The sequence below is a fragment of the Streptomyces sp. CNZ287 genome (genome assembly GCF_007827615.1).
Genome location: NZ_VISV01000013.1, coordinates 64,499 through 91,133, shown reverse-complemented (window position 1 = coordinate 91,133; position 26,635 = coordinate 64,499). Strand labels below are relative to the sequence as shown.

Annotated in this window: 19 protein-coding genes and 2 pseudogenes; 9 read left to right on the top strand and 12 right to left on the bottom strand. The window is 75.0% G+C overall.

Annotated elements, in window-relative coordinates; translation table 11 throughout:
• Positions 1-45 precede the first annotated feature (45 nt).
• The 4 genes and pseudogenes from FB457_RS22730 to FB457_RS22720 all read right to left on the bottom strand — a co-directional run bounded on the left by FB457_RS22730 (position 46) and on the right by FB457_RS22720 (position 3,396).
• A complete protein-coding gene (locus tag FB457_RS22730) occupies positions 46-312 on the bottom strand; it encodes a hypothetical protein (protein ID WP_078898157.1) in 267 nt (88 codons plus the stop codon).
• Between the two features lie 201 nt (positions 313-513).
• Complete coding sequence (locus FB457_RS36350; protein ID WP_253911676.1) at positions 514-1,482, bottom strand: hypothetical protein; 969 nt, start codon at positions 1,480-1,482, stop codon at positions 514-516.
• A 957-nt stretch (positions 1,483-2,439) separates the two neighbouring features.
• A pseudogene (locus tag FB457_RS36345) lies at positions 2,440-2,592 on the bottom strand (helix-turn-helix domain-containing protein); the annotation flags it as partial.
• Between the two features lie 426 nt (positions 2,593-3,018).
• A complete protein-coding gene (locus FB457_RS22720) occupies positions 3,019-3,396 on the bottom strand; it encodes a GntR family transcriptional regulator (RefSeq protein WP_047014955.1) in 378 nt (125 codons plus the stop codon).
• A 70-nt stretch (positions 3,397-3,466) separates the two neighbouring features.
• Here FB457_RS22720 and FB457_RS22715 point away from each other — a divergent pair, with 70 nt between their 5' ends.
• Positions 3,467-4,378 carry a GNAT family N-acetyltransferase gene (locus tag FB457_RS22715; protein ID WP_047014956.1) on the top strand — a complete coding sequence of 304 codons (912 nt, stop codon included), beginning with the start codon at positions 3,467-3,469 and terminating at the stop codon, positions 4,376-4,378.
• 15 nt (positions 4,379-4,393) lie between these two features.
• Here FB457_RS22715 and FB457_RS22710 read toward each other — a convergent pair.
• From FB457_RS22710 to FB457_RS22700, 3 genes and pseudogenes are all read right to left on the bottom strand, one after another.
• A pseudogene (locus tag FB457_RS22710) lies at positions 4,394-4,984 on the bottom strand (NUDIX hydrolase); the annotation flags it as partial.
• 32 nt (positions 4,985-5,016) lie between these two features.
• Positions 5,017-6,036: a peptidoglycan-binding domain-containing protein gene (locus tag FB457_RS22705; RefSeq protein WP_486589106.1), complete on the bottom strand. Its 1,020-nt coding sequence runs from the start codon at positions 6,034-6,036 to the stop codon at positions 5,017-5,019.
• Between the two features lie 26 nt (positions 6,037-6,062).
• Positions 6,063-7,823: a glycoside hydrolase domain-containing protein gene (locus tag FB457_RS22700; protein WP_145783029.1), complete on the bottom strand. Its 1,761-nt coding sequence runs from the start codon at positions 7,821-7,823 to the stop codon at positions 6,063-6,065.
• A gap of 304 nt (positions 7,824-8,127) precedes the next feature.
• On the opposite strand from FB457_RS22700, the gene FB457_RS22695 reads away from it, so the two are divergent.
• Positions 8,128-9,159, top strand: a complete 1,032-nt coding sequence (locus FB457_RS22695) for an alpha/beta fold hydrolase (RefSeq protein ID WP_145783125.1) — start codon at positions 8,128-8,130, stop codon at positions 9,157-9,159.
• Between the two features lie 31 nt (positions 9,160-9,190).
• On the opposite strand, the gene FB457_RS22690 is transcribed toward FB457_RS22695, so the two are convergent.
• Entirely contained in the window at positions 9,191-9,820 is a 630-nt protein-coding gene (locus FB457_RS22690) for a hypothetical protein (protein ID WP_047019781.1), read from the bottom strand.
• Positions 9,821-9,946: 126 nt separating this feature from the next.
• Between FB457_RS22690 and FB457_RS22685 the strand changes: the two genes are divergently transcribed.
• The 5 genes from FB457_RS22685 (at position 9,947) to FB457_RS22665 (ending at position 15,954) form a co-directional block, all read left to right on the top strand.
• The gene (locus FB457_RS22685) at positions 9,947-10,372 is read left to right on the top strand and encodes an Hsp20/alpha crystallin family protein (protein WP_047014959.1); all 426 of its coding nucleotides are present in this window, start codon (positions 9,947-9,949) and stop codon (positions 10,370-10,372) included.
• A 222-nt stretch (positions 10,373-10,594) separates the two neighbouring features.
• Positions 10,595-11,044, top strand: a complete 450-nt coding sequence (locus FB457_RS22680) for a DUF2267 domain-containing protein (protein WP_047014961.1) — start codon at positions 10,595-10,597, stop codon at positions 11,042-11,044.
• A gap of 120 nt (positions 11,045-11,164) precedes the next feature.
• The gene (locus tag FB457_RS22675) at positions 11,165-11,497 is read left to right on the top strand and encodes a DUF952 domain-containing protein (RefSeq protein ID WP_047014962.1); all 333 of its coding nucleotides are present in this window, start codon (positions 11,165-11,167) and stop codon (positions 11,495-11,497) included.
• A gap of 214 nt (positions 11,498-11,711) precedes the next feature.
• Positions 11,712-12,437 (top strand): WD40 repeat domain-containing protein, encoded by a 726-nt coding sequence (locus FB457_RS22670; protein ID WP_145783027.1) that lies wholly within the window; start codon positions 11,712-11,714, stop codon positions 12,435-12,437.
• Between the two features lie 160 nt (positions 12,438-12,597).
• On the top strand, positions 12,598-15,954 hold the full coding sequence (locus FB457_RS22665) for a BTAD domain-containing putative transcriptional regulator (protein ID WP_145783025.1): 3,357 nt from the start codon (positions 12,598-12,600) through the stop codon (positions 15,952-15,954).
• 42 nt (positions 15,955-15,996) lie between these two features.
• Here the strand turns inward: FB457_RS22665 and ddaH are convergent, their stop codons facing one another.
• Together ddaH and FB457_RS22655 are read right to left on the bottom strand one after the other, a co-directional pair.
• The gene (gene ddaH, locus FB457_RS22660) at positions 15,997-16,773 is read right to left on the bottom strand and encodes a dimethylargininase (RefSeq protein WP_047014965.1); all 777 of its coding nucleotides are present in this window, start codon (positions 16,771-16,773) and stop codon (positions 15,997-15,999) included.
• A gap of 21 nt (positions 16,774-16,794) precedes the next feature.
• A complete protein-coding gene (locus FB457_RS22655; protein ID WP_145783023.1) occupies positions 16,795-17,808 on the bottom strand; it encodes a hypothetical protein in 1,014 nt (337 codons plus the stop codon).
• Between the two features lie 177 nt (positions 17,809-17,985).
• Between FB457_RS22655 and FB457_RS22650 the strand changes: the two genes are divergently transcribed.
• Together FB457_RS22650 and FB457_RS22645 are read left to right on the top strand one after the other, a co-directional pair.
• Positions 17,986-20,253 (top strand): heavy metal translocating P-type ATPase, encoded by a 2,268-nt coding sequence (locus FB457_RS22650; protein WP_047014967.1) that lies wholly within the window; start codon positions 17,986-17,988, stop codon positions 20,251-20,253.
• Positions 20,254-20,553: 300 nt separating this feature from the next.
• A complete protein-coding gene (locus FB457_RS22645) occupies positions 20,554-22,101 on the top strand; it encodes an AMP-binding protein (protein ID WP_486589105.1) in 1,548 nt (515 codons plus the stop codon).
• 9 nt (positions 22,102-22,110) lie between these two features.
• Here the strand turns inward: FB457_RS22645 and FB457_RS22640 are convergent, their stop codons facing one another.
• Complete coding sequence (locus tag FB457_RS22640; RefSeq protein ID WP_145783019.1) at positions 22,111-23,133, bottom strand: DinB/UmuC family translesion DNA polymerase; 1,023 nt, start codon at positions 23,131-23,133, stop codon at positions 22,111-22,113.
• On the bottom strand, positions 23,130-26,591 hold the full coding sequence (locus FB457_RS22635) for a DNA polymerase III subunit alpha (RefSeq protein WP_145783017.1): 3,462 nt from the start codon (positions 26,589-26,591) through the stop codon (positions 23,130-23,132). The genes FB457_RS22640 and FB457_RS22635 overlap by 4 nt, the downstream gene beginning before the upstream one ends.
• Positions 26,592-26,635 lie beyond the last annotated feature (44 nt).

Genomic DNA, 26,635 nt, shown 5'->3' with positions numbered 1-26,635 from the left:
CGCGGCATGCCGGGTCGCCGCGCCCGCCCCGATACGGGCTGTCTGTCAGCTCCGGCGGTTGCCGAAGAGGGTGCGCCGCAGCTTCCGCAGCGGGGCGAAGAGGGAAACGCGCGCCATACGACCCGGCTTCGCGGCCCTCTCCTCGCGCGCGGTCAGCTCACGCATCAGCATGGTGGCGCTGTCCGTGTCCCCCTGGGGGGCGGCGGGTCCGCCGAGCACGGCGAGATGCCGGTCGACGCGTGCCCGCGACGCGGTGCTCCCGCAGTTGATCGCAGGAACTCGCGCTTTGCCGCGCATTGCTATCTGATCCATGACACTCCCCACCCTTACGAGGGCTCCCGGCCCGGGCAGGCTAACCCTATCGTCTGCCTGCGTCACATGCGCATCCCCCACAAGGGAATCATCCCCAATTCCCGGCCCAGAACGCGGTCTTGACCTGGAGAACCGTTTCATCTGGCTGGAATACGCCCCTCGACGGTGGATCGCGTTCCGCTTCTCCCGGTTCCTCCGGCCCTACGGCGCCGGGGACGCGGACTCGTCCGCCGGCGCGTCGACCGGCCAGGAGTACCAGGAGCCTTCGAGGGTGTCGTAGTCGTACAGCGGGCGGCCCTTGAGGGAGCTGGTACGGAACGGGGCGCCCTGGTCGTCGATGCGTACGGCCCCGGACTCGTCACCGCTGCTCCACTCGACCTCCAGATACCAGCCGACGTCGTAGTCCTCGGTGTCGGCGTGGATGAGGAGGGACAGCGGCTCGTCGTCGGTGACGCGGAACGGCAGCGCCGGAGGGTCCCATGTGTGCGTGGAGTCGCCGCCCTGCCGGGGCTTGAGGACGGGGCGGGGCTTGTCGAGATCGACGCGGTACGCCGCCTGGGTGACCTCGCCGCCGCAGCCGCTGGACATCGCGAACGCGCTCCACGGCAGCGGAGCGCCGGTCGAGGTCTTGCGCACGTGGACGGCGTTGATGGTCACCGGCTCGTCGCCGCGGGGCTCGATGGCGGTCTCGATGTTCGTGGTCCCGCCGTGGACGGCGCCCTGGCTGGAGGCCCACGCCTCGGCGTCCTGCGCCACGGGCGGGGGCGGCACGTCGTCGGGCGACTTGTCGATGAGGTAGCGGTGGTCGCAGCCGTTCGACCAGACGTGGGAACGGACGGACCAGGCGAGGGGGGTCCGCACGGCGGGCGTGTCCTTGCCCGCGGTTCCGGCCCCGCCCCTGCGGGGCGTGGCACCGGGGGTCGCGTCCGCCTCCGCACCCTCACCACCGCCGGCGGGCGCGGGCTTGCGCCGCTCGGAGGGCTCGGCGGACCGCTCCTTCTCCGCGCTCTCGCCCCCCTGTGCACCCCCGCCACCGCGGCCCCCGTCGGCCAGGACCCCGCTCGCGGGCCCGGTGTCGCCGTCGGCGCGGCCTTCGCCGGTGGACCCGCTGGAGGCGGCCACGAACGCCACGAGCGCGGCAGCCGCCACCCCCGCCCCGGGCACCCCCACCCGCCGCCACCGCCGCGCCCACCGCGGCCCGCGGCCGTCGCGCGAGGACGGGGAGGCGCCACGGGCGGAGTCGCGACCGGGGCGCAACTTGCCGGAAAGACGACGGATTTCGCCGGAGCCGGAGTCGCTTGCGCCGCCGCGGACCTCGCGGGCGGGAGAGCCGAGGGGCGCGGAAGCCGACGCGTCACCGGCGCCGCCCGCACGGGCGGCATCGCCACGGGGAGCGGCAGCCGAAGGCCCGTGGGTGGCCACGCCGGTGCCCCCGGCCACGGAATGCTGCACCGCGGAGTCCGCTACGTCGCCGGCACCGCCCCCGGCGGAGCCCGCGCCACCACGGACTCCACCAGAACCCGCACGTACGTCGGCGCCCCGCGCGGCTATGCCGCCAGAGGCCATGGGCCGCTCGGCCGGCGCGGCCGAGTCCGGCGCCTCACCGGCGCCGGAGTCCCGTCCGTCCGCGCCGCCGGAGGCGGAGGGCCGTGCGGCTGAAGCCGCCCCGGCCGCAGCGGAGCCGCGCCCTTGCGCGGCGCCCGGCGGCGAAGGCACCGTTGCGGTTGCGTCGTTCGCGGCGGGACCCGCCGCCGGGGGCTTCGCCTCGTTCACCTCGCCGGTGGCACCGCCACGTGCCGCCTCCGCTGCCGCGCCGGACCGGTCGCCGACTCCGCCACCCGCCGCCGCGCCACTGCCCGGCCTCGCTCCGCGCGACCGGCGTCCCGCTTCTCCCTCGCTCATGCCCGCCCCAGGCGCACCGCGGGCTCCACTGCCCCGCGCACCCGGCCGTGCGCCAGCCGGCCGGCCCTCCGCTCCCCCGCGGCTCGAGCCCGCCGGCGGCTCCCCCGCCGCCCACGACGGAGCCGACCCGCGGCGCGTGCCGTTGACGCGGTGCCAACGGCGGTGGAGTTCCACCAGTTCTTCCGGGGTCGCGCCACACAGGCGTGCGAAGCGTTCCGCCGGGGCATAACTCGATGGGACCGCGTCGCCGTTGCAGTAGCGGTGGAGGGTCGACGTACTCACGTGGAGGCGCGCCGCAAGCGACCCGTAACTGCGCCCCGAGCGCTGCTTCAACTCGCGCAACAGCGCCGCGAACTTCTCCGTCGCCGCGTCTTTCACGTCCCGCCCCCGTTCCGACGCGTTCCACCCTAGTCCTGTCCGCGCTGGTCGGTGGCCGGATTCCCGTTCCAGCTTCCCGTTTCCACCGCGATCGCTTGCGGCCGGTTCCCCCGGGTCCGCAGGCTTGTCACCAGCACCAAGCCAAGCCCCAGCACCGAAGCGGCGCGGCGCCGGGCGGAGTACGGGGGTATCCGCTCGGCGCCGCGCGACGGCCTCCCGGGCCGGGTCGGTTCGCGGGCGGCTCCGGGTGCGGTCTGCGTACGTCGTCGGCTCGGCCCTTGGTGGGCCTCGTCGGCCGGGTCGCTGCGCGCCGACCGTCCGCCCGGCGCCGTACCCGCGAGCACAACGGCCCGGCCCGGGTGACGAGGCCCCAGGTTCGGCGTGTACCCCCGAGGACCCGGACCGGGTCCCGAGCCCGGTGGGGTCCTACGCGCCGGCGTAGGCGGCGCGCAGCGCCTCTTCCACCGCGGTCAGCGCGGTTCCGTGGTCGAGTCCGAGGCGCTGCGCCCGCTGCGCGTACACCTGTGCCGCCGCGGCCGCCTCGCGCTGCGCGGCGTCGCCCGCGGCGGCCACGTAGCTGCCGTGCCGGCCGCGGGTCTCGATCACCCCGTCGCTCTCCAGCGCGCGGTACGCCTTGGCGACGGTGTTCGGGGCGAGGCCCAACTGCTCGGCGAGGCCCCGGACGGTGGGCAGCTTGGTGCCGGCCGGGAGGACGCCACCGCGGGCCTGGGCGGAGATCTGGGCGCGCACCTGCTCGTACGGTGCCTCGGGCGCCTGCTGGTCGACGATAATCTGGATGGTCACGGACTCATTGTGGTCCGCGGGGCGAAATTCGCACGACAGCGGCACCCCCGTCGCCGTACGGTGCGGCGCCATGAGTGTGCTCGTACGCGACTTCCGCCCCGAAGACGCCGACGCCGTCGCCGAGGTGCAGCGCGCGGCGGTGCCGTTCCTCGTCACCACTCCCGAGTCGGTCCGCTGGAACGTGGCGTCCGCGCCGCCGGAGAAGCGGCTGCGGGCGCTGGTCGCCGAGGTCGGCGGGAAGGTCGTCGGCGAGTGCGAGGCGTTCGTCCAGTACGACAGCAGCACCCCGGGGCAGGGCATCGCACAGCCGTACGTGCACCCCGGGCACACCGGCCGCGGCGCCGGTTCCGCGCTGGTCGCGGCGGCCGAGGCGCATCTCGCGGCGCGCGGCGTGACCACCGTCTACACCTGGGTGTACGACACGGAGCGCGACCTCGGCTTCGCCGAGCGGCGCGGCTACCGCCGGGGGCGCACCGGCCGGATCCTCCACCTCGACCTGCGCGCCGCGCTCCCGCCGCGGCGCGAGCCGGCCGCGGACGTGGAGCTGCGCGCCTTCGCGGACTTCGACGATCCCCGGCCGCTGTACGAGGCGGACGCGGAGGCGGCGCTGGACGAGCCGAGCGACACGCCGGCCGACGCCATGTCGTACGAGCACTGGCTCGACCACACCTGGCGCGAGCCGCTGCTCGACCGCGACCTGACGATCGCCGCCCTGGTCGACGGCGAGGTGGCGGCGTTCAGCCTGGCGGAGACCGACGGGCGCACGCGCTATCTGTCCGGGATGACCGGCAGCCGCCGGGCGTTCCGCGGCCGGGGGCTGGCGAAGCTCGCCAAGCACGAGTCGCTGCTGCGGGCGCGGGCGGCCGGGTACACCGACGCGTTCACGGGCAACGACAGCGGCAACGAGCCGATGCTCGCGATCAACCGCTGGTTCGGCTACGAGCCGTTCCTGACCGAGCTGCGCTGCATCAAGGACCTCTGAGGGCCCCGCCCGGCGTCACGGCGGGCCCGCCGTCTGCGGCAGCACCACGGCCCGGTCCGGTATCCGCGGGTCGTATGCCAGGGGGTCGTCCGCCTCGTGCCAGTGCACGACGAACCGCTCCCCCGCCCGGTACGCCTCGAGCCCCGCCCGGCACGACGCCACCAGGTCGTCGGGAAGCGCGTCCAGCGGATACCAGCCGATCTCGGCGCACTTGTCCGGCTCCGCATTCACCACCCGGGCGCCGGGCGGCAGTTCCGCGGCGAAGAACCATCCCATCCTCGACCGGCCCGCCGGCGGCTTGTGCTGCATGACCAGCGCCACCGCGACCTGCTCCGGGGCGAGCACGAGGCCGATCTCCTCGGCGGCCTCGCGCAGCACCCCGGACCGTACGTCCTCGCCGTCCTCCAGATGGCCGCTGGGCATGTTCAGCAGGCCGTCGGCGTAGCCCGTGCCCGCCCGGCGGGCGAGCAGCACCTCCGGCGCGGGGGCGCGCCGGAGGAGCAGCAGGTGCACGTCCACGATCTCCCGGTGGCGGTCGGGGCGCTCCAGCCGGGCCACGCGCTCTCGCGGTGCGCCGTCGGTCACTTCTGCGCTCATGCGCCGATCCTCGCAGCCGCCACTGGACACCTGCTTGGCGCTCAGCAGTCGTAGAGCGCGCTCCCGTGGACCGCCTCGCAGTAGCGCACGTGCAGGTGGTTGTCGTGGTTGGCGTACTGGGTGACCAGGCCCTCGGAGATCAGCTGCGGATCGTTGAAGAAGATCAGCTTGATGTGCCCGGGGGCCGAGGCGCGGATGGCCTTGACCAGGTCGCGGGTCGCCGCGCGGTCGTACGCGGCCGACTGCCAGGTGATACGCCCGGCGGTGCACTGGGCCGAGTCCGTGCGGATCGGCCAGACGTCGAAGTCGAGCCCCAGCTCGTGGCTGGCGTGGCCCGGGATGTCGCCGCCGTGCTCGAACCCGCTGTCGCCGACCGGCAGCTTGCCGTTGCCGGTGCCCGCGAAGGAGGCCGCGGCGGCCTCCAGTTGGGCGACGGCGGCGGAGGTGCCCCAGTGGGCGTTCGCGTTGCCGTCCGGGCTCTGGCCGCACATCGTGCTGCCGAAGCTGGTGTTCTCGTAGTGCCAGAGCAGGTTCTTCCAGGTGACGGGACCGACGATGCCGTCCACGCCGATGCCCGCGTGGCCCTGGAAAGTGCGTACGGCCGCGGTCGTGGCGGCGTCGAAGGTGCCGCTGACCGTGAGCCCGGCGCCGCGCTTGGCGTTGAGCGCGGCCTGGAGGGCCCTGACGGCCCCGCCGGTGTCGCCCTGGCGGATCGTGGGGGTGAGCGCGCCCCAGGTCTGCGGTCCCACGATGCCGTCGACGCCGAGGCCCTTGACGCTCTGGAACTGGCGCACCGCCGTGTTCGTGGCGGGGCCGAACACTCCGTCGGGCGAGACCGAGATGCCCTGTCCGGTCAGCAGGTGCTGCAGCGCCAGGACGTCGGTGCCCCTGTTGCCGCTGCTCTGCGTCGGGAAGGCGGCCTGGGGGTACGCGTACGCCGGGGAGCCGAGGCCCAGGAGCAGGGCGGCCACGGTGGCGACCAGGGCGGCCAGCCGGAACAGCGGTCTGTTCTTCCGTTTCTTCGTCTTCTTCATCTTCTTCATCTTCTTCATCTTCTTCATCGCGTTCTCCTCCGCGGAATCGCCGGTCACTTGCCTGCCTGCAGCGCGCCCCAGGTCGCGGGTCCCACGATGCCGTCCACGCCGAGCCCGCGGCTGGTCTGGTAGTCGCGTACGGCCGTCTGCGTGCCGGAGCCGAAGATGCCGTCGATGCCGACGGTGCGGCCGAGCGCGGCGGTCAGGGCGCGCTGGAGCCGGGTGACGGCGTCGCCGGTGGAGCCGTTCTGCAGGGTGGGCGTGGTGCCGCGGGCCAGCAGCGCGGTCCAGGTGCGGGGGCCGATGATGCCGTCCGCGGTGAGGCCCCTGGCGGTCTGGAACGCCTTCGTGGCGGTGACGGTGCCGGCGTCGAAGGTGCCGGTCGGGGTGGCGCCGCCGGGGTCGTGTCCCGCGGCCTCCAGGAGGCACTGGGCGGCGTCGACCAGGGCGCCCGTCGAGCCGGAGCGGATGGTCCCGTAGGCGTTGAAGCTCAGGTTGGCGGTGGTGCAGGTGACGGGCGGCGGGGTGCCCTTGCCGACGTCGAGGTAGTTGCGGTCGATGTGCAGGCGCTGGCCGCCGTACGTCTCGTAGACCTCGCCGACGTACTGGTGGATGCGCTGGTGGCCGGCCCAGTAGGAGTCCGGGACGTACGATCCCGCGTCGGTGTCGGCGACGCCGTTCCACCACGCGAACCACAGGTGGTCCACGCGCAGGTAGCGGGCGTCGTCGTAGACGCTGGCCGCGTCCCGGATGCCGGAGGAGGCGCTGGAGTACAGGCCGGAGAGGTAGCCCTTGGCGTGCAGGCCCTCGGTCCAGCCGGAGACGTAGCTCATGACCGCGGCCTTGCAGGAGGCGGTGGAGGTGTAGCCCTCGATGTCGGAGTAGAGCGCGCTGCCGGCCGGGATGCCGAGGCTCTGGGCGGCGGTCACCGAGGCGTTGGCGGCGCTGACGCCCTGGGCGCGGGCGGTGACGGGGTCGGACGACATCTTGTTGGAGAAGTTGCTGCACGGCGCCTGGCGGCCGACGTCGATGGGGATGAGGTGCCAGCCCTTGTTCGTCTGGTTCGTCACCCAGCTCGCGGTGAGGTTGGGCTGCGCGCAGGCGCGGGTGGCGCCGGAGATGTAGACGCCCACGGCGCGGTACGGGGAGCCGGCGAGCCAGGCGTCCATCGTGGTCTGCGACGGCGCGGCGCAGGCGTCGAAGCCCTGGCCGCGGAAGTCGCCGGGCTGCGGCCCCGCGGCGGCCGTCGGCGCGGCGGCGCCCCCGGACGCGGCTCCGGCGGCGGGCAGTTCGGTGCGCTCCGCGCCGGCCGTCAGCTCGGCGCCGGCGAGGACGCCGCGTACCAGGTCCTCGGTCGCGGGGCCGTGCGCGGCGGTGACCAGGACGCCCGCGTCCTCGACGGCCACCTGGATCGCGCCGTCGCGGGACTTCGCCGCAGGCGCCGTCGCGCTGCCGCGCGGGGCGACGGCGGTGGCCGCTGTGGTCTGCCGCGCGGCCCCGGCGTCGATCGGCTCCACGACGAGCCCGGCGGTGCGGCCCTTGAGCCCGGGCGCGCAGGAACTCTGGTCGCCGGGCTCGCCGAGGTAGACGGCGGGGCGGTCGAAGCGGATGCACGCACCCGGGTCGGCGGCGAGGTCGACGACCCGCCAGCCGGCCGGGACGGTGACCTCGTAACCGCGGTAGTCGACGGTTCTGCCGGTGCCGGGCGGGGACCCGGCGGCGGCCGGGCCCGCGGCGGTGAGCCCGCCGAGGGTGACGAGGGCCGCCAGGCCGGCGAGCAGGGGGCGCCAGGACCCCGTACGGCTGGGTGACATCGCGAATCGCTCTCCTACTGCGGTGGGGTTCCGGGGAACTCCGTGCGGGCTCCGGTCGCGGGACGGCACTGCGGCACGTGTCTACGCGACGACCGGAGCGCGGCGGTTGCGCGACGGTTGCGCGGCTGCTGCCCGCGGCGACCGCGGGTGCCGGGCAGGGCCGTTGCCGTGGGGGCGACGCGGCGGACGAGGGCCCGGCTGCCCGGGCTGAGGGCCGGTGGTGGCGGTAGGTACACCGCCGGGCGGGCGGGCAGGGCCATGGTGGGGCGTCCCGGCCGTTCCTAGCGTTGCCGGCATGGAAGACATGGCTGACAACGGAGAACAGCTCGGCACCAGGCCCACGGGCGGTACGGACGCGTCCGGCCGTCGCAGCCCTTCGCGGCGGTTCGCCCTGCGAGGGCTCGCGGCCTCGGCGGGCGGCGCGGCGCTCGCCGCGGGGGTGGGTACGGGGACCGCACGGGCGGCCGGTGCCGGGCGGCGGCGCGACGGAGTGCGCACGTACGTCCTCGTCCACGGGACGCACAGCGCCGGCGCGTTCTGGACGGAGATCGGGCGGGAGCTGGCGCTGCGCGGGCACCGCGTCGTGGCCGTGGACCAGCCGCTGCACGGCACCGAACGGTTCGTACCGGAGGCGTACCAGACGCAGGATCTGGCGGCTCTCGCGACGGAACCCTCCCCGGTCGCCGCGCTGAACCTGGACGACTTCGAGGCGCGCGTCACCGGCGCCGTACGCCGGGCCGCGCGCCTCGGCGGGCCCGTGGTGCTGGTCGGGCACAGCATGGGCGGCCTGTCGGTGAGCCGCGTCGGGAACGCCGTGCCCGAACTCCTCGACCACATCTGCTACATGGCCGCGTTCTGCCCGAGCCGCACCATGCCGTCGCTGGACGTCTGCGCCGCCTCACCGGAGGGGCAGGACGCCATCAGCCCGGTGGAGCAGGTCGTCGGCGATCCGGAGAAGCTGGGTGCGCTGCGGCTGAACTGGCGCAGCGCGAACCCCCGTGACCTCGCGGTCTTCAAGGAGATGATCTGCGCGAACTACACGGACGGCGCGTTCCTGCGGGTGCTGGAGGGCATGCAGACGGACGAGTCGCTGACGGCGTACGCCGGGCGGGCGGTGGGACGCAGGCACACGTGGGGGCGGGTTCCCCGCACGTATCTGCGGTTCGGCAACGACAGGACCGTGGCCACCGCGCTCCAGGACCGCATGATCGCGGAGGCCGACGCACTCACCCCGCACAACCGCTTCACGGTCCACGACTTCCCGGACGCCGGCCACCTCGGCCCGGCCGATCCCGCCCCCGTGACCGACATCCTGCACGGGCTGCCGCTTTCCTGACCCGGCGGCGCGGCGGCCACCTCCGCACGCCTCAAGGCGGTGTGAGGTCGTCGAGTTGTGCGGTGAGGCCGGGGTGGGCGGTCAGGTGGGGGCGGGTGGCGGCGAGAGGCCGGACGAGTTCGGCGGGGTCGTCCTGGGCCAGCGCCGCATGGAGCCGGCTGAGCGGGAGGCGGGCCGTGGCGGGCAGGTCGGTCAGGGCGGCGATCTGCCCGGCGATACGGCGCAGGTCGGCCGCGTGGTCGCGGGCCCAGGCGGCGACGGTGCGTTCCGCGGCGCGCCGTTCGCGGGTGGCCTGGACACGCTGCTCACCGGTGGTGCCGGCGGGCCCGGGGCGGCCGCGGAGGTAGCGCCGCTCGGCGGCCTGGCGGCTGGCGACCCCGAGCGGATGGGCCAGGTCGGCCCAGCTCGCCCCGGCGTCGCGGGCGGTTTCGATCAGGCCGGTCTCCCATCCGGCGAGCTGCTCGCGCACCTGCCGCAGCAGCACCAGGGAGGCGAGCGCCTGCTCCGGCCCGGGACCGGGAGCGTCAGGGGCGTCCGGGGACTCGCGCTGGGCGCCCCGCACGGCGTCGTCGATGGCATGCAGAGCTGCCGCGGCGGCGAGGAACGACGCCGGGCTCTGCGCGTTCGTGCTGGTCAGGGACGGCTCGTCGGCTGCAGTCACGGACACTCCTCTCCTCGTCATCAGATGGACGACACCATGTTTGTCATCCATTGGATGACATGGTACAACGGTGTCAGTGAGGCGCATTGGCAGCAACTGCCTGAACCTGCTGGAGGTGTTTTCACGATGTTGATGCGCACTGACCCCTTCCGCGAGCTGGACCGCCTGGCGCAGCAGCTCATGGGCCCGGGCACCTGGTCCCGCCCCTCGCCGATGCCGATGGACGCCTACCGCGACGGCGACGAGTATGTGGTGGCCTTCGACGTCCCGGGCGTCACCGCGGACGCGATCGAGATCGACGTCGAGCGGAACATGCTCACCGTCAAGGCCGAGCGGCGCCCGGCGGCGAAGTCCGGCGACGTGCAGATGGAGCTGTCCGAGCGGCCGCTGGGTGTCTTCTCCCGCCAGATCATGCTCGCCGACACCCTCGACACCGAGCACATCCAGGCCGACTACGACGCGGGCGTGCTCACCCTGCGCATCCCGATCGCCGAGCGCGCCAAGCCCCGCAAGATCACCATCGGCTCGGGCCGCAAGGAGATCCCCGGCTGATCACCGTCCGGAGAGGTGCGGAGGGCGGAACTCCCCGCCCTCCGCACCTCCCTGAGCAGTCCGCGGCCAGACGGGGGCGGCCCCCTGCTGCCGCGCGGACTTCAGGGGCGCGATCCTGCTCCCGCCGGCCATCACCCGCCCTGCGGCCGTCCCGAGCCACGTGACCATCCCGCACGCCCGGTGCCAGAACACCGGCCACGAACAGAAAGGCGAATCACCCCAGTGATCTCCGACCGGCACGTACCGCCCCAGCGACCGTACGGGACGGCGTACGAGCAGATGCTGGAGAGGGTCCGCTACGAGGGCGCCTACCCCACCCGTGAGAGGGCCGACGAAGCCGTCCGCCTCGTTCTGGCCGGACTGGGGCGCCAGCTCACCGGCGAGGAACGTGTCGACCTGGCCGGCTGCCTGCCCGTGGAAGCAGCGCGCGTGCTGACCGCGCAGATCCCCGACGTCCGGCCCCTGACCGGCTGGGACTTCGTCGAGGACCTCGCCGCAGGCACCGGCGCTTCCCTGGCGACCACGCGCTGGGACGTCGGCTCCGTCTTCTCCGTCGTGGCCGCCTACGCGCGCCCCGACCTGATAACCCGCATCCTCCGTCAGGTCCCCGCCGGCTACGCCCTGTTGTTCGGCCGCGCCGAACTCGCACCGGCCGCGGCGGCGAACCGTTGACGGCTCAGCGGACGGGTTTGTCCCAGTTCAGTGAGTACCGGCGCAGTACGTGCCGAGTAGAGCGAAGGGTGCGTCAGGCGCGCTGTGCCCCGACTGCGCCGCCGTCCCTACGATGAGGTGATGACGACGGAGCTGTGGCACATCACCGAGCGGGCGCGCTGGGAAGCCGCACGGCGGACCGGGGTGTACGAGCAGTCGACCCGCGGCCGCACCCTGGCCGAGGAGGGCTATATCCACTGCTCACTTCCGCACCAACTCGCGCCGGTGGCACAGGCGCTCTACGGCACGCGCCCGGAAGAGGACCCGGTGGTGCTGGTCATCGACGCCGGCCGGCTGTCCGCTCCGGTGCGTTTCGAGGCGGCGGAGCCCGGCGGCGAGGAGTTCCCGCACGTATACGGCCCGATCCCCGCCGACGCGGTCGTCCGGGCCGATCCCTGGCCCGCCCCCCGGTAACCGGGCACGGCCCGCGGCGCCCGGCGAAACCGCGAATGAACGCAGAAGCGGCCTTCGGCGCTGTGGCTCCGGGGGCCGCCCGACTCCTGCGCGCTCACCCGCATCGACGTCGCCCGCTGACCAACGATCTTCACCACGGACAACCGGCCCGAAAGCCGCAAGTCTCCTCAACCTCAACACCGTGAACGGGGCCTCCCGAATACGGACCTGGGAAGTGCCCGCCGGCACGGACGCCGCAAACCCCGCCGCACCGGGGTCCGCACTCAGCCCCGACGGCACGACACTGGGCTACTCCGGCCCGGAACCACGCACCGGAAAGCCGTACCGCCTGGTCCTCCAGGACACACACGCCGGAAGAATCCGCCGTTCCGTCGTCCTGGACGCCCCGGGCGGCGGCCCGGTCGCCGCGCTCGCGTTCAGCAAGGACGGCCGGACCCTCGCCGCGAGCAGAAACGCATCCGAGGACCACCCCGACTGGTCCACCGACATCATCGACACCGCAACGGGCCGCGTATCCCGCACCCTGACCGACGTCGGCGGATCCGGAGCGGCACTCGGCGGCTCCGGCGACGACTTGGTCCTCGTCACGACATCGAGCGACAGAGTCGACCTGCGCACGGGCCGGGCAACGCGCAATGCCCTGCGAAACACCGACCTGTACACCGTCACGTTCAGCCCCGACGGAAAGACCCTGGCCGTCAGCGACCCCACCGGCATCGCCCTCTGGAATGGGGACGCCACCCAACGCCTGGGCCGCATGCCCGGCCGCCCGGTCACGCCCCTGCGGTTCTCCCCGGACGGACACTCCCTCGCCGGCGTCGAAGACTCGGAGCGGCTCCGGCTCTGGGACGTACCGTCCCGCCGACCGCTGGGCGCGGCCCTGCCAGGAAGCGGAGACACCCTCCACGACGTGGCCTTCGACGACCAGGGAAGTCCCTGAGAGGTCCCTGGCGCCCGTGCTTCCGATCAAGGGGTTCGCATCGTCACGGCTCAACGCGCTTGCCTCCCCTGCGAACCCCTGCCACCTTGACATGTACCGCCCAGTACAAGGATGGTGACGCCGAAGCAGCTCACGACGACCGTGACCAGGGGACGGTGTGATGCGCTATCGGGTCCTCGGCAGGCTCGACGTCTGCAACGGCACGCGGCGGATCACGCTGAACGCCGCGAAGCAGCGTGCGCTGCTCGCCCATCTGCTCATCAACGCGGGCCGGTTCGTCCCCGCCGACGCGCTCATCGCCGAGCTGTGGGGCGACGACGTACCGGATTCGGCCGCCAAGTCGCTCCAGGTCTACGTGCACCGGCTGCGCCGCGCCCTGGGCGGTGACCCGGAGACGCTGCACACCCGTCCCGGCGGCTACGAGCTGGGCATCGAGCCCGACGGCACCGACGCCGCCCGGTTCGCCACCCTGGCCGCCGCCGGACGCGCGGAGCTGGCCGACCGGCGCCCCGCCGCCGCCGTGGAGACGCTCACCGAGGCGCTGGGGCTGTGGCGCGGCCCGGCGTTCGCCGACGTGCCGGCCACCGATGCCGTACGGGCCGAGGCCGCGCGGCTTGAGGAGAACCGGCTGACGGCCTGGGAGGACCTGGCCGACGCGAAGCTGGCCGTCGGCCGGCACCCGGAACTGGCCGCGGAGCTGGGCGCACTGCTCGCGCAGCATCCGCTGCGGGAGCCGCTGTGGGGCCGGCTGATGCTGGCGCTGCACCGCGCCGGGCGGCGCTCGGACGCGCTGCGGACGTACGCGCGGGCCCGCCGGACACTCGCGGACGAGCTGGGCGTGGAGCCGGGGGCGCAGTTGCAGGAGGTGCACGCGGCGGTGCTGGCGGGCGGCCCCGAGCCGGCGCCGCGGCCCGAGGCCGCGGAGCGGCCGGCGTACTGCCAACTGCCGGCGCGCATCCCGGACTTCGTGGGACGGCGGGAACAGTTGGTGCAGGTGCTGCGGTGGCTGGGGCAGCCGGAGGGGGCGGCGGACCGCGAGGCCCCCGGCCTCGACGCGTGGCAGGTCGACGCGCGTCACCCCGCGCCGCGCACGGTCCTCGTCACCGGGGTCGCGGGCGCCGGCAAGTCCACGTTCGCGGTGCACGCGGCGCATCTGCTCCGCGACGCCTTCCCCGACGGCCAGTTGCACGCCGACCTGCGGACCGCCGCGGGCCACCCGGCCGACACCGGCGACGTGCTGGCCTCCCTGCTGAAGACCCTCGGCATGACCGGCGCCGGCATCCCCGAGAGCCTGGAGGAGCGGGTCCGGCGCTACCGCGCGGAAATCGCCGACCGCCGCGTGCTCGTCGTCCTCGACAACGCGGGCTGCGAGCGGCAGATCCGCCCCCTGCTGCCCGGCACCGGCGACAGCGCCGTGCTCGTCACCAGCCGCGCCGCCCTCGCCGGCCTCGAAGGTGCGCTCCGCGTGGAACTGGGCCTGCTCAGCGACGCGGAGGCGCTGGAGTTGCTGGCGCGGGCGGCCGGCGACGACCGAACCCGCCGCGACCCCGCGGTCGCCACGCGGATCGCGGCGCAGTGCGGCAACCTGCCGCTCGCGCTGCGCATCGCGGGCGCCCGGCTGGCGACCCGGCGGCACCTGTCGCTGCCGCGGCTGGCGGATGCGCTTGCCGACGAGCGGCGGCGGCTGGACGAGCTGGTCGCGGGCGACCTGGAGGTACGGGCCAGCGTCACGCTGGGCTACGCGGCCCTCGACCCGGCGGCGCAGCGGGCGTTCCGGCTCCTGGGCCTGCTGGACGTGCCGACGGTGCCGGGCTGGGTGGTGGCCGCGCTCCTCGGCGACGCGCCGGCCGGTACGGACGAAGACGGCAGGGCCGGAGACGGCGTAGGCGGAGACGGTACGGCCGGAGGCGACACGGTGCGGGGCGCGCGGCCCGCGGCCGATCCCACGGCCCTCGCCGAGCGGTCCCTCGACGCGCTCGTCGACAACCACCTCGTCGAGGTCCACACCGCGGAACCCGCCGCGGAACCCCGCTACCGCCTCCACGACCTCCTGCGCCTCTACGCCCGCGAGCGCGCCCACGCCCAGGAGCCGCCCGCCGAACGCGCCGCCGCGCTCGGCCGCGTCCACACCGCCTACCTCGACCTCGCCCGCCGCGCCGACGACGCCCTGTCCTCCGGCTTCTCCGGCCGCGTCCAGGCGCCGGCCCCCGGCCACAGCCCTCCGGCGGCCGAGGCGGCCCGGGTCGCGGCGGAGCCGCTGGCCTGGCTGGAGGCCGAACGGACCACGCTGCGCGCCCTGGTCCGCCAGGCGGCCGACGCCGGCGAGGCGGGCACCGCGTGGCGGCTGGCGGCGGCGCTGGCGGCGTTCTTCGAGACGTCCGCGCACTTCGACGACTGGCGCGAGACGCACCGGACGGCGCTGGCGGCCGCGACCGCGGCCGGCGACCGGCTCGGCGTCGCCGTCCTCCACCGCAACCTGGGCGAGCTGGAGACCGTGCAGGACCACTACGGCGAGGCGGTGGTGGCGTTCAAGCGGTCGCTGAAGGAGTTCGCGGCGCTGGACCGCCCGCGCGCGCTCCCCCGCGCGAAGCCGGGCGACGGCCCCCGCGACCCGGCGCGCGGCCCGGCCCGCGACGGCCGTCAGGACACCGGCGGCCACCACCCCGCCGAGTCCGCCGCGGCGGCGGGCCTCGGCGTGCTGCTGCGGCTGCGCGGGCAGTACGCGCAGGCCGCCGCCTGTCTGCGGCGCGGCATCGAGCGGGCCAGGGCGGGCGGCAACGTGCGGTCCGAGGCGTACGCGCGCTGCGGCCTCGGCACCGTCCATCTGGAGTGCGGCGAACCGGGCGCCGCCCGGCGCGAGTTCGACCTGGCGCTGGCCCTCGCGCAGCAGGACGGCTACCGGCACGGCGAGGCGTCCGCCGAGCGCAACCTCGGCCTCGCGGACCTCGCCGTCGGCCGCGTGCACGCGGCGGCGGCGCGGATGCTGCGGAGCTGCGAGCTGGCGGTGGAGAGCGGCGACCGGGTGGGCGAGGTGCACGCGCTGCAGTGGCTCGGGCATCTGACGGACGTGGCCGGCGAACCGGCACGCGCGGAGCGGATGCTCGACGAGAGCCTGGCGGCGTACCGGCGGTTCGGCGAGCGGTTCGGCGAGGCACTGACGCTGCGCGCGCAGGCGGACCTGCTGCTGCACGCGCACCGGCCGGCGGAGGCCAAGGCGACGGCGCGGCAGGCGCTGTCGATCTGGCGGCACCTCGACACCCCGTACTGGACGTCGCGCACGCTCGACGTGCTCGCCGCCGCGCACGCGGCGGCGGGCGGCGCGGGGGGTGAGGTGGCGGCCGCCAGGGTACGTCGTCAGGCCTCGGCTCTACGCGCGTCAGTCGGCCTGCCCGCGGCCCTCCGGGCCCCCGTCGCCGCAGGCCGCCGTCTCGGCGGCCACCTCACCCCGCCCCCGGAGCCGCCCCCGTCCTTCCGCACCCCGCGCGACCCGCTGCGGGTGGCGGCGGAGAGCCGCTGAGCCCGCGGGCGGGGCGGGAGCACCCCGCCGCCCGCGGCGGCGTCAGGCGTACAGGCCGCGCATGCGTACCGACAGACAGGTCACCGAGCCCTCCAGCTTCTCGAACTCGCTGATGTCCACCGGCACCGGCGTGTAGCCCAGCTCCTCGTACAGCGCGGCCGTCTGCGGCGCACTCGCCGCCATCAGCAGCGCGCCGCCGCCCAGGAGGATGACGTGCGCCCCGGCCGCCTCCGGCACCTCGATACGGCCCGGGAAGAGCTCCGGTGTGTCGATCAGCCCGGCGTGGGTGGCGAAGGTGCCGTCCGGCAGGGCGGTGATGCCGGACTTCAGGTGCAGCACCTTGGTGACAGGGACGGTGACGACGCGGGCGCCGAGCGGTTCGAAGCAGGCGCGGAGCTGCCGGATGCCGTCGGTGTTGGTGCGCCCGCCGAGGCCCACGTAGAGAGTGTCGCCGACCTTGAGCACGTCGCCGCCGTCGAGCGTGCCGGGCGCGTGGACCCGGTTCACGGAGCAGCGCATGAGGCTCACCGCGGCCTCGACGCCGGGGGTCTCCGGCTTGCGGGAGTCGGCGCCGGGGCGGGTGACGAGGGCGACGTTCTTGTACATCACCACCGTGTCCTCGACGAAGACCGCGTCAGGGCAGTCGTCCGCGGGCTCGACCTCAACGGTCTCCCAGCCGTGCAGTTCGAGGGCGGCGACGTAGGACCGCCACTGGGCGAGGGCCCGGTCCGCGTCGACCGGCGTGCGGTCGATGTGCGTGACCAGGCCCTCGGCGAGACGGGGTCCGGGACGGCGTACGAGAGCTTTCCTGCTGCGCATGGAGCAGGTCTACCACGCCCTTCAGTGGCTGTGACCGCCGCCGTCCGCCTCGTCCTGCCCGCTCTCCGCGTCCTGCTCGCCGTCCGCGCCGCCGCCCGCGGTGACCGTGAAGGCCGCGGTGCGCACCTCGCCGTCGTGCTTGAAGTCGAGGAACAGGCGGTACGAACCGGTGCTGGGCGCCGTCGCGGAGAAGGCCACCTCGGGGCCGGGCTCCGTGCTGCCGTCGCCGGGCTCGCCGTTGGGGTGGACGTGCAGGTACGCCAGGTCGCCGGCGCGGAGCGCGACGAGGTGCCCGTACGCGCCGAGGTACGGCTGGAGGTCGGTGACCGGCTTGCCGTCCTTCTCGACGGAGAACTCCACCTCGCGGGCGGAGCCCGGCGTCAGGGCGCCGTCCAGCGTCACCTCGTACCCGTCGACGGTCGCCGTCCGCTCCGGCTCGGCGAGCGCCGCCGGACGGTAGTCCCCGGCGACGGCGAGGTCGCCGCCCAGGGTCAGGCCGTTCTCGGGGCCGCCGGTGGGCACGAAGTCGGCGAAGACCCGGTAGTCACCGGCCTTGGGCAGTTCGACGGGCGTGCTCCAGGTGCCGGCGGCGTCGCGGACGGGGTGGAGGTGCCGGTACGTACCGAGATCGCGGGAGGCGACGATCAGGTGCAGCTCCTTGCCGTGCTCCCGCTCGTACGAGGTCACGGGCTCGCCGTCCGCGCCGCGCACCGCGAAGCGCAGTTCGGCGGGGCTGCGGGCGTCGATCCGCCGGGTGTCCAGGTCGAGCGTGTAGCCGGACTCGGAGAGCTGGAGGCCGCCCGCGGCGGGTCCCGCGTCCTCGCCGTGGCCGCCGCCGTGCCCGTCCCCCTTCTCTCCCGCGTCCTTTCCCGCTTCTTCCCTGGCGCCCGCGCCCGTGTCCGCGGCGTGTCCGCCGTGGGCCGGGGCGGTGTCCTCGTCGGTGACGGGCCCCACGGCGCTGCCGACCCCGTACGCCCCGGCGAACGCGACGGCCAGCGCACCTGCGAAGAGTCCGGCCCTGGCTGCGGTGTTCATCGCTCGCTCCTCTCGGTCGGCCCGTCCCTGCGACCGGCCCTCGACACTGGCGACGATACCCCCTAGGGGTATAAAGTCAAGCGAGGGCGCCGCTTGCGTGGGATACGGGTCAGGGGTATACATGGTGTCGGAGGATCTAATACCCCCTGGGGGTATAGCGAGCCACGAGGAGCAGTGATGACCACCACCACGCCTGGCAGGACGGCCGAGGTCGAACTCGCGATCGGCGGCATGACCTGCGCCTCCTGCGCCGCACGGATCGAGAAGAAGCTCAACCGTATGGAGGGCGTCGAGGCCACCGTCAACTACGCCACCGAGAAGGCCAAGGTCACCTTCGCCGGCGACGTGGCGGTCGACGACCTGATCGCCACCGTCGAACGTACCGGTTACACCGCCGCACCGCCCGCCCCCGCCGGCCAGGACGCCGGCGACGGCACGGCGGACGGCACCGGCGGGCAGGGCCCGCCGGACGAACTGCGGACGCTGCGCCAGCGGCTCTTCGGCTCCCTGGCGCTGTCGGTGCCGGTGATCGCGATGGCCATGGTCCCGGCCCTGCAGTTCGAGTACTGGCAGTGGCTCTCGCTCACGCTGGCCGCACCGGTGGTGGTCTGGGGCGCCTGGCCGTTCCACAAGGCGGCCTGGACCAACGCGCGGCACGGCGCGGCCACCATGGACACGCTGATCTCGGTCGGTACGACCGCGGCGTTCCTCTGGTCGCTGTGGGCGCTGTTCTTCGGCACCGCGGGCGAGCCCGGCATGACCCACCCCTTCGAGCTGACCATCGCCCGCGGCGACGGCTCCGGCAACATCTACCTCGAAGCCGCGGCCGGCGTGACGACGTTCATCCTCGCCGGGCGGTACTTCGAGGCGAAGTCGAAGCGGAAGGCGGGCGCGGCGCTGCGCGCGCTGATGGAGCTGGGCGCCAAGGAGGTCGCGGTGCTGCGGGACGGCCGCGAGGAGCGGGTGCCCGTGGACCTGCTCGCGGTCGGTGACCGCTTCGTGGTCCGGCCGGGCGAGAAGATCGCCACCGACGGCACCGTCGTCGAGGGCACCTCCGCCGTCGACGCCTCCATGCTCACCGGCGAGTCCGTGCCGGTGGAGGTCACCGTGGGCGACGCCGTCACCGGCGCCACCGTCAACGCCGGCGGCCGGCTGGTCGTGGAGGCCACCCGGGTCGGGTCGGACACCCGACTGGCCCGGATGGCCCGCCTGGTCGAGGACGCCCAGAACGGCAAGGCCGCCGTGCAGCGGCTCGCGGACCGGATCTCCGGCGTCTTCGTGCCCGTCGTCATCGCCCTGTCCCTCGGGACGCTGGGCTTCTGGCTGGGTACGGGCGACGGGATCGCCGCCGCGTTCACCGCCGCGGTCGCCGTGCTGATCATCGCCTGCCCCTGCGCCCTCGGCCTGGCCACCCCGACCGCCCTCATGGTCGGCACCGGACGCGGCGCGCAGCTCGGCATCCTCATCAAGGGCCCCGAGGTGCTGGAGTCGACCCGCAAGGTCGACACCGTCGTCCTGGACAAGACCGGCACCGTGACCACCGGCACCATGACCCTGCACGCCCTGCACACCGCGGGCGGCGAGGACGAGGAGACGGTGCTGCGCCTTGCGGGCGCGCTGGAGCACGCCTCCGAGCACCCGATCGCCCGGGCGGTGGCCGCGGGGGCGACCGACCGCCTCGGTACGCTGCCGGTGCCCGAGGACTTCGCCAACGTGCCCGGGCTCGGCGTCCAGGGCATCGTCGAGGGCCACGCGGTCCTCGTCGGGCGGCAGCAGCTCCTCGCGGAGTGGGCGATCACGCTGCCCGCCGGACTCGCCGCCGCCAAGGAGCGGTCCGAGCAGGCCGGGCGCACCGCGATCGCGGTCGCCTGGGACGGCGAGGCCCGCGCCCTGCTCGAAGTCGCCGACGCGGTGAAGCCCACCAGCGCGCAGGCCATCAAGCGGCTGCGGGACCTGGGCCTGACCCCGATCCTGCTCACCGGCGACAACACGGCCGTCGCGAAGACCGTCGCCGCCGAGGTCGGCATCGACGAGGTCATCGCGGAGGTCCTCCCCGAGGACAAGGTCGACGCGGTCAAGCGGCTGCAGGCCGAGGGCCGTACGGTCGCGATGGTCGGGGACGGCGTCAACGACGCCGCCGCCCTCGCCCAGGCCGACCTGGGCCTGGCCATCGGCACCGGCACCGACGCCGCGATCGAGGCCGCCGACCTCACCCTGGTCACCGGCGACCTGCGGGCCGCACCGGACGCCATCCGGCTCGCCCGCTCCACCCTGTCCACCATCAGGACCAACCTCGGCTGGGCGTTCGGCTACAACACCGCGGCCCTCCCCCTGGCCGCCGCGGGCCTGCTCAACCCGATGCTCGCGGGCGCGGCGATGGCCTTCTCCTCCGTCTCGGTGGTCGCCAACAGCCTCCGGCTGCGGCGCTTCCGGCCGCTGGGCTGAGAGCCGCCGCACCGGGGACCGGTGACGCCGCGCCGCCCGACGGGCCGAAACGGCCCGTACGGGCGGCGCGGCGTTTACGCGTGGCCTGCGGACGGCCGGAGGTGCCGGCCGCCGACGCACCGGGGGTCTCCGCCGGACGCTTCCGGTGCTCCCGCCGTCCCGGCGAGCACTGCCGCGTCCGCGGCATACGCTCGTACCCGAGCCGCGGGTCGCGCCCGCGGCGACGGGGTACGGTGCCCTCCGCGGACGCGCGGCAGCAGGGTGCGGCGCGGGGCTGAGGGGGAGGAAGGCGTCGTGGAGATGAGGGAGACGGAAGAGTCGCGGGAGGCCGGGGCGGCCCGGCCGGTGGCCGGGGCAGAGACGTCCTGGGAGCTGTTCCCGGCGCTGCGTACCGCGCCGGAGCGGGTCGCGCTGCGCTTCGGCGGCACCGTCCTGACGTACGGCGAGCTGGCCGCGGCGGCGGACGGCGTCGCCCGGCGGCTCGGCGGTGCCCGGCGGGTGGCGGTCTGGGCGACGCCGGAGCCCGCGACGGCGGTGGCGGTGACGGCGGCGCTGGTGGCGGGCATCGCGGTGGTGCCGCTCAACCCCCGTACCGGGGTGCGGGAACTGGCGCACATCGTGACCGACAGCGAACCGGAGCTGGTGCTCGCGGCGCCCGGGGCGGAGCTGCCCGAGGCGCTGGCGGGGGTGGCGCGGGTGGACGTGGCCCCCGGGACCCCCGGTTCCGAACCCGGGTCCGCGACCCCCCGGCCCGCGCCCGCGCCGCCCGGCCCCGGCACCCCCGGGCTCGTCGTCTACACCTCCGGCACGACCGGGCCGCCCAAGGGCGTCGTCCTGCCGCAGCGGGCGCTGGCCGCGACCCTCGACGACCTCGCGGAGGTCTGGGGCTGGACCGAACGGGACACGGTCGTGCACGCGCTGCCGCTGTTCCACGTGCACGGGCTGGTCCTCGGCGTGCTGGGCCCGCTGCGCCGCGGCGGCGCCGTGCACCACGTGGGGCGGTTCGCCCCGGAGACGGTCGCGGCGGCGCTGGCCGCGGGCGGCACGATGCTGTTCGGGGTGCCGACGATGTACCACCGGCTGGCCGACGCCCTCGACGCCGAACCGGCGGCCGCCCCCGGGGCACCGTCCGGTACGTCCCTGGCCGCCGCCCTCGCGGGTGCCCGGCTGCTGGTCTCCGGCTCCGCCGCGCTGCCGGTCGCCGACCACCGCCGGCTGACCGCCGCGACCGGCCGCCGGGTCGTGGAGCGCTACGGCATGACGGAGACGCTGATGAACACCAGCGTCAGCCCCGGCGACCCGGACGCCACCGGCAGCGTCGGCGTGCCCCTGCCGTCCGTCGCCGCCCGGCTCGTCGACGACGCGGGGGCCGAACTCACCGCGTACGACGGGGAGACGGTCGGCGAGATCGAGGTCCGCGGCCCGAGCCTCTTCACCGGCTACCTCAACCGCCCCGAGGCGACGGCGGCGGCGTTCCGCGACGGCTGGTTCCGCACCGGCGACATGGCCGTACGGGACGCGGCCGGCCGCTTCCGCATCGTCGGCCGCCGCGCCACCGACCTCATCAAGTCCGGCGGCTACAAGATCGGCGCCGGGGAGATCGAGAACGCGCTGCTCGAGCACCCGGCCGTCGCCGAGGCGGCGGTCACCGCCGAGCCCGACCCGGACCTGGGCGAGCGCATCGTCGCCTGGGTGGTCCCGGACGGTGCGGCGCCGCCCGCCGCGGAGCTGTCGTCGTACGTGGCCGACCACCTGGCCCCGCACAAGCGCCCCCGCAAGATCCACTTCCTCGACGCCCTCCCCCGCAACGACATGGGCAAGGTCCTCAAGCGCGCCCTGGGCGGCTGACCGCGCCCGTCAACTGCCCCGCCCCCGCTCCTTCCACCCCGCCGCCGGCGGCTCCGCCGCCAGGGTCGCGGGCCTGACGGCCTCGGGGCCGAAGCGCCTGCGGGCCCGGTCCGCGGCCGCCTCGGCGCGGCGGGCGCGGACGTCGCCGGGGTCCAGCGAGAGCTGCCGGTACGCGCCGGCCGCCGGCAGCAGGTGGTCGGCGCTGAGCGCGTACGCCCGTACCCGGGCCCGCTGCAGCCCGAGGGCGGCCAGCAGGCCGAGGGCGGTGGCGGCGAGTACGGGCGAGTGGTCGGTGGGTTCGGCGATGGCCCGGGTCCGCGTGGTGGAGCTGCGGTCGGCGTACCTCACCACGAGGGTGACGCGGCCGGTGACCTGCCCCTCCCCGCGCAGCCGCTGGCCGATCCGCTCGGCGAGCCCCAGGACGGCCCTGTGGTGCCGTACGGGATCGAGGCAGTCGGCGTCCAGCACCAGCTCCGCCGACAGGGACGCCGCCGGTTCCGCGGGGGTGACCGGGCGCGGGTCGTAGCCGCGGGCGCGGTCGCCGAGCAGGCGGGCCTGGTTGACGCCGAGGAGCCGCTGCAGGGTCACCGCGGGCAGGTCGGCGATCTGCCCGACGGTGTGCAGGCCGTACCGGCCGAGCTTCTCCGCGGTCGCGCGGCCGACCCCGGGCAGGGCGGCGACCGGGCGCGGGTACAGCCACTCCGCCGCCCGCCCCGTGGGCACGGTGGTGGTCTCCCCGGGCGCGGACGCGTCGGCCGCCATGGCCGCGAGCATGCGGTTGCCCGCGAGTCCGGCGCTGCTGTCGATGCCGTAGAGGGCCTTCAGTCTCATCTTCACGAGCTGGACCGCGTCGTAGGCCGACAGGTCGAAGTACCGGAGCGCGGACGTCAGATCGAGCTGGACGGCGTTCGGCGGCATCTCCTGGACGTGGGGCGTGACGCCGCCCATCAGCTCGACGATGTCCGCGTACTGCTCCTCGCTCGGCGAGGCGTGCAGATGGAGGTGCGCGATGTGCCGTCGGCGGGCGGTCATCCCGCGCTCCCCGGGCTGCGGTGGCCGAGCTTCTTCAGGTCGGCCGACCGGCTGCCGGCGGGCTGCAGGTCGGCGTACGGGTGCAGGCGGGCGCCCGCGGTGCCGTCGGTCAGGGTGCGGCCCGGCTGGGCGGGCGTCGGGTGCGGCCGGTCCTCACCCAGGAGGGCGAGCGCGGCCTCGGGTCCGTCGTCGCGGCGGGCGGCGGCGATCCGGTCCAGGTCCCAGGCCATGGTGCCGACGACGGTGCGGCGGGTGCCGCGCACCTGGACCGTGCCGCGGACCAGCAGCAGGCCGCTGTGGAAGACGGTGTGCGCGCAGGCCGGGTGGGAGTCCTCGAAGAACGCCAGGTCGACCAGGCCGGAGCCGTCCTCCAGCGTGACGAAGATGATGCGCTTGCCGCTGGCGATCGGCGGGGTCTGGGTGGAGGCCCGCACGCCGGCGACGAGCACCTGCTGCCCGGGGCGCAGGCCGGCGAGGTGGGCCGCGTCGGTCGCGCCGATCTCGCGCAGCAGCCGGTGGTGGTGTTCCATCAGGTGCTTGGAGACGTCGATGCCGAGGGTGTCGAGTTCGGCGCTCAGGGTCTCGCGGCCGGTCATCTCCGGCAGTCCGCTCGGCTCCGTGCCGCCGACCGCGTCCGTGCCGAGGGGCAGTTGGCCGTCGGCCGCGAAGCGGGCCCGGGACTGCCGGTGCAGCTCGTCGATCTGGAGGAGGAGGTCGCGGCGGGTGGAGCGGCCGTCATCGGGACCGCCGAGGCCGTCGAGGGCGCCGATCCGGGCCAGGCGCTCGGCGACCGGCCTGCTGGGCCGGGCCCGCTGCCAGAAGTCCGACAGCGACGCGTAGGGCTGCCCCTCCTCGATCCGTACGCCCTCGTCCTCGCTGATGCCGTGCACCGCGGCCAGCGCGAGCCGCACCCCCCACCGGTCCGTGTCGGTCTTCTCCACGGTGTGCTTCACCTTGGAACGGTTGACGTCGACGGGCAGGAGGGGGACACCGCGCCGGCGGGCGTCGGAGACGAGGACGCGCTTGGGCCACATGCCGGGGTCGTGTTCGAGGAGGCCGGCCAGCAGGAACGCCGGATAGTGCGCCTTGAGCCAGGCGCTCTGCAGCGCGGGGACGGCGAAGGCGACCGCGTGGGCCCGGCAGAAGCCGTAGGCGCCGAAGGCCGCGACGGTCTTCCAGACCTCGTCCCGTACGGCCGTAGTGTAGCCGCGCGCCCGCGCCCGCCGGTGGAACCAGTCCCTGATCCGGGGCAGCCGGTCCTCGTCCCCGAGCGCGCGCCGGGCGATCTCCCCCAGGGCCCGGTCGCATCCGGTCATCACCCGGAAGGTCTCGATGATCTGCTCGTGCCAGATGGTCACGCCGTACGTGTCGGAGAGCACCGGTTCGAGGTCCGGATGGGCGTACTCGGGTGCGCCGCCGTGGCGGGCGGCGACGTAGCGCTCGGGCATGCCGCCGGCGACAGGGCCCGGGCGGAAGAGGCTGATGTCCGCGATGACGTCCTGCGGGTCGCGGGGCTTGAGCCGGGAGAGCAGGTCCTGCTGGCCGGGGGACTCGAGCTGGAACAGGCCCAGGGTCTCGCTGTCCTGGATGAGCTTGAACGCGAAGACGTCGTCGAGCGGCACCTGCCCGGGGTCGTCCAGGTCGATGTGGTCGCCCGTCGCCTGGGCGATCTCGGCGACGGCGTGGGCCATCGCGGACTGCATGCGTACGCCCAGGACGTCGAGTTTGATGTTGCCGAGGTCCTCGATCTCCTCCTTCGCGGCCATGGCCATGGGGTAGTCGCCCTGCGGGGTGGGCTGCACCGGCAGCCGGTCCAGGAGGGTGGCGTCGCTGATGACCACGCCGCAGGGGTGCATGGCCATGCCGTGGACGAGGGCGTCGAGACCTTCCGCGAGCTCCCACAGCGGGCCGTACCGGTGCGCCTCGGCGGCCAGTTGCCGCAGTTCGGGCAGTTCGGCGAGGGCGCCGGTGATGTCGGCGGCCCGCAGGTGCGGGAAGCTCTTGGCGATCCGGTCGACGTCGGCGGGCGCGATGCCGAGGGCGAGGCCGGCGTCCCGCAGCGCCCTGCGGGCCCGGTAGGTCTCGGGCATCGCGGTGACCGCCACCCTTTCCTTGCCGAACCGGTCGAAGATCACGTCGTAGCACTCCAGCCGGCGGGCCGACTCCACGTCGATGTCGATGTCGGGCAGCGACGTGCGCCGCACGCTCAGGAAGCGCTCGAACAGCAGCCGGTGGTCGAGGGGGTTGGCCGTGGCGATGTCCAGGACGTGGCAGACCAGCGAGCCGGCGCCGGAGCCGCGGGCCGCGACCCGGATGCCCTTGGCCCGGATGTCGGCCACGACCTGGCCGACGGCGAGGAAGTACGAGTCGTAGCGGAGCGTGGAGATCGCTTTCAGCTCCTCATCCAGTCGGGTACGGGCCTCGGGGTCGCGGTCGAGGCCGCGCCGGGCCATGCCTGCCTCGCACCGCCGGCGCAGCAGCCGCGCGGCGCCGTCCGCCCCGGGCCCGGCGCCGAAGAGCGCCGGCTCCGGGAAGTGCGGCCGCCCCAGCCCGAGGTCCGCCCCGGGGTCGATCGTGCACGCGGCGGCCGTCGCGGCGGTGTCCGCCATCAGGCGGCGTGCGCGCCGTACGTCCGCTCCCGCGCACTCGGCGACCAGCCGCGCGACCGCCGCCATCGCCCGCTCGTCCTTGAGCCAGCGCTGCCCGCTGTCCAGCCGGCGCCAGTCGATCGGCCGCAGCAGCCGCGCGGCGTCCAGGACGTCCGCGAGCCGGTGCTGGCCGGGGTCGGCGTAGCGGACGGCGTTGGAGAGCACGACGGTGGTGCCCGTACGGTCGCCCAGCGCCAGGGTGCGGGCGGCGAGGCGCAGCGACCCGGGCCCGAGACCCGCGCGCTTGTGGGCGACGGCCTCCAGCCGGAGCCCGGCCCCGAAGACCTCCCGCCACGGCGCCAGCAGCCTCGCCGCGACGTCCTCCCGCCCCACCGCCAGCGCCCGCACCGGCTCGGAGAGCGGCCCGAGCAGGGCGACCAGGCCGGGGCCGCCGTGCTCACGCAGCGCCTGCCACGGCACCACCGGCGGGCTGCCGCCGGTCGCACCCGCGTGGGCGGCGGACACGATGCGGCACAGCCGCGCCCACCCCGCCCCGTCCCGCGCGAGCAGCACGAACCGCAGCGGCGGCTCGGCCACATGGCCACCGCCCCGCGCCGGGGTACGCCGCCGCAGCGCGGGCGGCGGCGGTGCCACGCCCGCCGCCGCCAGATCGACCCCCAGCACCGGCCTGACCCCGGCCCCGGCGCAGGCCCGTACGAACCGGACGGCACCCGTGACGGTGTCCCGGTCGGTCAGCGCGAGGGCTCCCATGCCGCGCTCGGCGGCGCGCCGGACGAGGTGTTCGGGATGGGCGGCGCCGTAGCGGGCGGAGTAACCGGACGCGACGTGCACGTGGGCGAAGCCCACCATGCCGCACCTCCATCACTCCACCCCGTTTCGGACTTTTATCCCGA